Source organism: Bacillota bacterium, assembly GCA_024655925.1.
Classification (GTDB): Bacteria; Bacillota; DTU025; order DTU025; family JANLFS01; genus JANLFS01.
The window spans coordinates 1-7,346 of record JANLFS010000130.1; the positions used below are offsets into that span (position 1 = coordinate 1).

The 7,346-nt window shown below is 62.1% G+C and carries 5 protein-coding genes and 1 pseudogene; 4 read left to right on the plus strand and 2 right to left on the minus strand.

Annotated features, from left to right (window positions below):
* Positions 1–102 precede the first annotated feature (102 nt).
* Complete coding sequence (locus tag NUW23_14395) at positions 103–1,173, minus strand: hypothetical protein (GenBank protein MCR4427350.1); 1,071 nt, start codon at positions 1,171–1,173, stop codon at positions 103–105.
* A gap of 295 nt (positions 1,174–1,468) precedes the next feature.
* Here NUW23_14395 and NUW23_14400 point away from each other — a divergent pair, with 295 nt between their 5' ends.
* From NUW23_14400 to NUW23_14415, 4 genes are read left to right on the plus strand one after another with little or no spacing between them, the layout of a single operon-like run.
* Positions 1,469–2,344 carry a MurR/RpiR family transcriptional regulator gene (locus tag NUW23_14400; protein ID MCR4427351.1) on the plus strand — a complete coding sequence of 292 codons (876 nt, stop codon included), beginning with the start codon at positions 1,469–1,471 and terminating at the stop codon, positions 2,342–2,344.
* Between the two features lie 7 nt (positions 2,345–2,351).
* Complete coding sequence (gene murQ / locus NUW23_14405) at positions 2,352–3,272, plus strand: N-acetylmuramic acid 6-phosphate etherase (GenBank protein ID MCR4427352.1); 921 nt, start codon at positions 2,352–2,354, stop codon at positions 3,270–3,272.
* A complete protein-coding gene (gene nagZ / locus NUW23_14410) occupies positions 3,259–5,013 on the plus strand; it encodes a beta-N-acetylhexosaminidase (protein ID MCR4427353.1) in 1,755 nt (584 codons plus the stop codon). The genes murQ and nagZ overlap by 14 nt, the downstream gene beginning before the upstream one ends.
* Positions 5,010–6,206 (plus strand): DUF1343 domain-containing protein, encoded by a 1,197-nt coding sequence (locus NUW23_14415; GenBank protein MCR4427354.1) that lies wholly within the window; start codon positions 5,010–5,012, stop codon positions 6,204–6,206. The genes nagZ and NUW23_14415 overlap by 4 nt, the downstream gene beginning before the upstream one ends.
* A 293-nt stretch (positions 6,207–6,499) precedes the next feature.
* Here NUW23_14415 and NUW23_14420 read toward each other — a convergent pair.
* Positions 6,500–7,217 (minus strand): annotated as a pseudogene (locus NUW23_14420) (IS110 family transposase).
* Between the last annotated feature and the right edge of the window lie 129 nt (positions 7,218–7,346).

Consider the following 7,346-nt stretch of genomic DNA (forward strand, 5'->3'; position numbering starts at 1 on the left):
CAGCTCCAGGCTTGCTTACCTCAAGCCCCGGGTTTAGCCGTGGGGTAGCTGATGCTCAGGGAAATGCCTTCCCGCGTGACGATACTCACCATGCCAGAGGGACTACCTCTGCAAGATGTGGTTGAGGAGCGCTCTCTGAACAGCCTCGAGTTGAACGAGAAACGGCGTCAGACGGATTCCGATACCAAGCTTCTCGGCAACGCCGCGGAAGAGGTCATAGGCAGCCTTTCTCTTGACCCATATCTCTCTCGGCCTGGTCTGGCTTGTGTTGATGGCTTTCAGAAGCTCGCCGACGAAGGCCTGTCTGTGCTCATCAGCCTCTGCCAGCAAGGCGCTGTACACTATCCCCGTGCCTTGATCGACCAAGAGGCACATGGGCGGATAGTGGGGACGCTCGTCTGCGCTCTCCTGAATGGGGGCTGGAGAATGGAAGACATCTGCCTCCCATATGGCGTCGGTCTGCTTGACCGTCTTCCTCATCTTCGTCAGACGCAGCTCGTCCACTTCCACGGGGCGCTCAACGTCAGGTTCAGGTGATCTGTCAGGCTTGAGCCATTCATCCTTCCACACGAGCGCGCCGTCCTTCTGCTCGGACATCCTAACTAGATAGACTCCTTCGCCGCCACGGGAGACTTTCTTGCCGTTTGGATGGAGCCGCGCGTAGGGATCCTCTTTAACCCGCAGGCACACCAGTTTGGCCTGTTCAAGAATGTGCGTCAGAAATGTCGCTTCCCCGCAAGTGAGGTACCATGGGAACAATCCAGGTTCATGGCTTCGGAAGCGCGGCCACTGGTGTTTGCCCCGAAAGGAGAGCCCGAGTTCCTTTATCACGTCAAGGTCGGCCCGGTCGAGGTCGCGCCTGCTCTCAAAGGAAGCCATGAGGCACTTCTGTTGGTGCGCGATTTCGATGTCGTGAACTGTTGTTTCTCCGGAGATGGTCCTCTCGAGCATTTCCAATCCCTCTGTTCCGAGATACGCCGCCAAGGCATGGAATTCCCCGAGCGCGCCCATTACGGTGCAGTAGCCTATCTCCCCCGTAGCGGGGTCTTGAACGCCGAAATTGTCCGAGTCGGACATCCAGTCCCAGGCGTTGAGGTCTCTGAATTCGACGGCGGCCTCGTACAGGCTCCTCCACACTTCGATCGATGGACTCGCATGCTTCTTGTCAGCCAAATCCGCTCTCCTCCATTTATGCCTCGACAGGCAGGATGAAAACGAGCCGCCCGAGAGTCTTGTCCGGTGTTAAGCCTAGTATATCTTATGGAGACGAATTGCACATGCCTGCGGCGACTGGCGGCGGCCAGCGGTGACCGCCGGTGGCTAGCGGAGACCAACTGCGGTTCTCGCGGCTTAGCTTGAGCGGGCCAGGGTTCTGCAAAAGAAGTCATTCCGAATCTATCTGCGCAAGGAAGGAATTCTTCCGCAGGTGGAGAAGTGTCATCCGCAAACGAGTCTCAGGGAGGCGCTTATGATCAAGGACATTTCGCAGGATCAGCCGTCTTCATACTGTCTGCCGTTGATTCGCGGGCAGTATATCTCTCTGCGGCCCGCTGAAAAGAAGGCCGCGGACTACATCCTCAATAATCCCGAAAAGGTCACAACCATGTCCTCGGTGGAGTTGGGACAGGAGGCAGGGGTGAGCGAGTCTACAGTCGTCAAGTGCTGCCAGCACCTGGGCTTTGCGGGATTCTCCCAGCTCAAGCTGGCGCTCGTGCGCGAATTGGCAACCACCCCTGAAAGCGCGTTCGGCGATGTGGAGTTGGGTGATACCGCCGCCCAGGTCAAAGATAAGATCTTCCACGCGAACACGCAGGCCCTTTCCGACACCGCAAGGGTCCTCGACCCCGAGGCCCTCAGCCAGGCCGCGCACGCGATACTTAACGCCGAGCGTGTGCATTTCTTCGGCGTCGGCGCATCCGGGGTTGTAGCCATGGACGCTCAACTCAAGTTCATGAGGATAGGCATCGACTCTGGGTGTTACCCCGACTCTCATGTGCAGGCGACTCGCGCCGCGTTGCTCTCCGCCCACGACGTAGCCGTGGCGATCTCTCATTCCGGGCAGACGCGCGACACTCTCGAGGTTCTAGAACTTGCCCGGGAGTGCGGGGCGCGGACCATATGCATCACCAATCACCCTACATCCCCGGCGGCGAAGCTTTCGGATATCGTACTCGTCACCTCCGCCCGGGAGACGGATCTCCGAAGCGGCGCGCTATCCTCGCGCATCGCGCAGCTGACTGTCATCGATTGTCTGTTCATGCTGGTCGCCATCTCCCGCCACGATGAGGCCATGGAAGCGATAGTGAAAACCAGATCCGCGTTGGGTGGGCGCAGAAGGCGGTGACGCACGGATGCCGGATCACGCGTTCCTCACCACAGAACAGCGAAACCCTCGCTCCTTCGGGCTTGATTGCATGTCCACGCTTGAGATCCTCCGAGTCATAAACGACGAGGATATTACCGTGCCGCACGTGGTCCGGGGGGCGCTTCCCGAGATCGCAAAGGCTGTTGACTTGATTGTGGACCGTCTTTCTCGAGGGGGCTCCCTCCTTTACATCGGGGCAGGCACGAGCGGGCGGCTCGCGGTGGTCGACGCGGCGGAGTGTCTTCCCACTTTCGGAGTAGGCGCCGACACAGTGTCCGCGGTCATCGCAGGCGGGCAGGAGGCGATGTTCCGGGCGGTCGAGGAGTCCGAAGACGACGAAGACCTCGGGATGAACGACGTCGCGGCCGTGGCTGGCCCGGGCCACGTGGTGGTCGGGATCTCCGCGAGCGGCGTCACCCCGTATGTCCGCGGCGGGCTCAGGGCAGCAAGGCAGGTCGGCGCGGGCACCGTGGCTGTGGTCTGCAACCACTCGGAACACGCTGAGCTCGATGCGGACATCGTAGTCTCCCTCGTGGTCGGCGCGGAGGCCTTAACGGGCTCGACCCGGATGAAAGCCGGCACAGCGCAGAAGCTCGTCCTGAACATGCTGTCTACAGCGTCTATGGTGAAACTGGGTAAGGTCTACGACAACCTCATGGTCGACATGCAACCAACCAACCACAAGCTCCGGGAGAGGGCGGTCCGGATAGTCTCCATGGCGACAGGCCTCAGCCCCGACGCGTCCGCGGCCCTCCTTGACGCTTCGGGGATGCGAGTGAAGACGGCCCTGGTAATGGCCTTGGCCGACACGGACCGAACTCGCGCTGAGCGCGCCCTGGCTAAGACAGGCGGACACGTGCGCCCGGCCATACAGGCTGCGCGCGACATGACCCATGAAGCCGAGTAAGCCGCAAAGGATCAACAGTCTTCTTGCGGTCGCCCTCCTCTTCCTTGTGGTTGGAATCGCGGCGTCAGTCACGTCGGGGCTGGTCGTCGGATCACGTCAGATTCACCCGGCGATAAACCCCCGTAAGGAGATGGATATCTTGGATGCAATGATCTCAGGCCTGACTCTTGAGGAGAAGATCGGGCAGATGCTCATGACGGGGTTCGAAGGAAAGGCCCTTCCCCCCGAGTCGGAGCGGTTCTTGCGCGACTACAACATAGGGGGAGTGGTCCTGCTCGGCCGGAATATCTCGGACCCATTCCAAACTGCCTGTCTGGCCAACAGCCTACAGGAGGTCGCCGCCTCGCGCCGGGTTCCCATTGGGTTCCTCATATCCATCGACCAGGAAGGCGGGGCCGTAGTCCGCATGACTTCCGGAGTCACTGTTTTCCCCGGGAACATGGCCTTAGGGGCGGTCGGGTCCTCTGACCTTGCCCGGGCCGCCGCCGCCGCGGCCGCCCGCGAGATGCTGGCATGCGGGATCAACATGAACCTGGCCCCGGTGCTTGACGTCAACTGCAACCCTCGTAACCCCGGGATCGGAACGCGCTCCTTCTCGGCCGACCCCCGTGTAGCTGCCGAGCTTGGCGCGGCGGCGGTCGAGGGATGCCAAGGCGAGGGGGTCATCGCCACAGCCAAGCACTTCCCGGGCAAGGGAGACGTCACAGTCGATTCCCACATCGAGCTGCCAACTGTGGCGCACCCCATGAATCGCCTCGCCGAGGTCGAGCTTGCGCCGTTTCGCGCGGCGATCGACCGAGGCGTCGACGTCGTAATGACCGCGCACGTCGCGTTCCCGGCGATCGAACCGGAACCGGGCTTGCCTGCCACTCTCTCGAAACGCGTACTGACGGGACTGCTCCGCGACGACCTCGGCTTCAAGGGCGTGGTGATCACCGACGATATGCTTATGGGCGCAATCGCAAAGGGATGGGGAGTGGGGGAGGCCGCGGTCCGGGCGGTACAGGCCGGCGCCGACATCGTCCTCGTGTGCCACATCCTCTCCGAGCAAATCGCGGCGGCCGAGGCGCTCCTCTCGGCAGCGCGGGCAGGGGCCATTGAAATCGAGCGGATAAACGCCTCTGTCCGCAGGATTCTTGAACTCAAGCGGCGCCGGGGAATCCTTTCCCCGAGGCTGGTTGACCCATCCGTGGCCGCGAGCCTGACAGGGACGGAGGAACACCGGGCCCTGGCCCTCGAGATCGCCCGGCGGGCTGTGACGCTCGTGAGGAATAGATCCGGCGTCATCCCCGTGGATCCGTCTCGGGCCGGCCGCGTGCTCGTGGTGAGCCCCGCGATCCGAGCTCTGACTCAGGTGGAAGACGACGGAGCGGGCGAGTGCCCGCTTGCCGCGGCGGTCCGCCAGTTCGTCCCGTCCGCTTCGTCCCTGTCAGTCAGCGAAAGGCCGTCTTCTGATGAGGCCGCGCAGGCGCTGGCGCTCGCCCGCGGGGCTGACCTGGTGATCGTGGGCACGTACAACGCTCACCTCTTCACAGAGCAAGGGGCGGTCATTCGGGAACTGATGGGCTTGGGCGTTCCTGTGGTGGCGGCAGCGATGAGGAATCCCTACGACATCTCTGAGTTTCCCGATGTGGACTGTTACATAACCGGTTACGGCTTCAGGAACTGCTCCATGCAAGCGGTGGCTGAGGCGGTATTCGGGCGGTTTGAACCCGCCGGAAAGCTCCCGGTCGCGCTATGAGAGGGCGGGTTCGCACCGGCCTTGACACAATAGGCGAGGCCATTCGCCGCCCGGCCGCCGCGTCGGAGCGTGCGAGGCAGGTTGTGGAGATGTTGCGCGGCAAGTCCATTGGGGTCCTGACGAACCCCTCGGGACGCGGCTCCGATGGCCGCTCCACAGCCACAGTGCTGTCAGGCATCCCGGGAGCGCGGATCGCCGCGTTCTTCGCCCCCGAGCACGGGATAGCGGGGCTGAAGGGGGCAGGGGAGCATGTCGGAAACGAGCTTGGGCCTGACGGAATCCCCGTGTACAGCCTCTACGGCGCGACTCGCAAACCCTGCCCCGAAATGCTCTCTGGCATCGACGCCGTGGTGTACGACCTCCAAGACGCCGGGGTCAGATTCTACACCTACCTGTCCACTATGGGACTTTGCATGGAAGCGTGCGCCGAGTCCGGCGCCGCGTTCATCGTGCTCGACCGGCCGAATCCTATCGGCGGCGAGGTTGTGGAAGGGCCAATCGTGGAACCGGGGTTCCGGTCGTTCGTGGGGCAGTACCCTGTTCCGGTGCGTTACGCCCTCACGCCGGGGGAGGCGGCGTCATATCTGAACCAGGCGTGTTCCATCGGGGCGCGGCTGTTGATTGTGCCGATGGAAGGCTGGGAGAGGCGTATGTGGCATTCGGACACCGGACTTGAGTGGATCCCGCCTTCGCCCGGGCTTCCGACTCCGGACTCCGCGGCGGCCTACCCGGCGACGTGCCTTCTAGAAGGCACAAACGTATCCTACGGGCGCGGCACAGGCCGGCCCTTCGAAATGATCGGCGCGCCATGGATGGACGGCCCGCGAGTTGCCGCCGGCATTCGCGACCGGATTCCCGAGTTCTCAGCGGTCCCCGTGTCGTTCACTCCGGCGAAATCGGAATACGCGGGCGTGGAGTGTCATGGAGCGTTGATTCGAGTGAAGGGGAGGCGGAGGTTCCGGGCGATTGAGGCCGGGCTAGTCCTGGTGGCGATGGTCCGGGAGTTCTATCCGGGCGAGTTCAAGTTCCGCCCGCCGGCGGAAGGCTCTCGGTGGCATTTCGATCTCCTCCTGGGCTCTGGGACTCCCCGCGCCATGTTGGAGGCGGGATCAAGCCCGGCTGAGGTAGTCTCATCGTGGGCATACGGCGTCGATCAGTTCAGACGGGACAGCGCTTCTCACCTGTTGTACTGACTGGTCGGTTGGTCGGCTGGCTGGCTGCAGTTACGCGTCGACCACATTGGCTCTAGATTTCAGAATTGTATCAGAAATTAGGACGAGGTAGCGGCCGGGAAGCGAATCAGGACCATGCCAGCCGCGCGCAGGAATGTGGTTCTTGGTATGCGTCGTTCCTTGTAGCCCGAGCGGGCGCCCAGGCCGAAACGATCACACCGTAAAAGACGTGCTATGAAAAGTCAATAGCACAAAACGCACAAGCGCACCTTGACAAGTGAAGAAGGAGTCTAATCGGCGGAGCCGGGAGGGCTTCATCTGTAGTCCGGGTCAAATGGTCTTTCCTGAGTCCAAACCGTGTAGATCAGATCAACTAAGCGCCGCGCCCACAGCTCCGGTTACCGCCATGGGATGCTTGCCTTGCTGCTTTTTGGCCTCGTAGTAAGCATTGAACTCCGGGTTGAAGCGGCAGGCCGACACTGCCGCGAGCCAGACCGCCCTGCGGAGCACCGGCGAACCTCTCTTGGACATCCGGTTGCGCGAAGCGGTGAACTGGCCCGATTGGCTGGTTGTGGCGTCAATCCCTGTGTAAGCCACTAGTTTGCGGGCAAGGGTTCCCCTGGCGTATTCCTGGATGAGTTCCGCGCGGCCCTGGCCAAGGCGTCCTTTGGAGTGCAACTCAAGAAATCGGGCGAGCTCCGAGCGGATGTAGAGGTCGCGAACCGCGTCAGACTGGATCGGGTTGATCGCATGCGCTCGGTATCCCTGACCCGAGAGGAAGCAGTAAGCCGACAACCAGTAATGGCCTGTGGCCTCGAGGCAGAACGCCACGGCGCCGGGACCGTCGCCGACGCGCTTGCGCACGGCCGTCAGGAAGCGTACGGCTCCAGGGTGCGTGTTCGGGAAGGGCATCGAGAGAACCTGGCTCCCCTCCACGTCAACGACACACGGTTCGTGCTGCCTCTTCGCCATGTCGATGCCGGCGAATACATGTGGACCGCCATCCGACGCATAGTGGGCTGGATCCCGCATGCCTCTACAAGTCCCAACCTAGCCCCTTACTCGAGACATGAGGATGTACCGCATTCTCAACGTGCTCATTCGAAAAACCTTGTAGAGGCGGGGCAGCACTCTTTTCAACGGGACAGCTATGCTTCCCAA

Coding starts and splice junctions, on each gene's coding strand:
- NUW23_14400 (MCR4427351.1), top strand. CDS start 1,469: ATGATCAAGGACATTTCGCAGGATCAGCCGTCTTCATACTGTCTGCCG.
- murQ (MCR4427352.1), top strand. CDS start 2,352: ATGCCGGATCACGCGTTCCTCACCACAGAACAGCGAAACCCTCGCTCC.
- nagZ (MCR4427353.1), top strand. CDS start 3,259: ATGAAGCCGAGTAAGCCGCAAAGGATCAACAGTCTTCTTGCGGTCGCC.
- NUW23_14415 (MCR4427354.1), top strand. CDS start 5,010: ATGAGAGGGCGGGTTCGCACCGGCCTTGACACAATAGGCGAGGCCATT.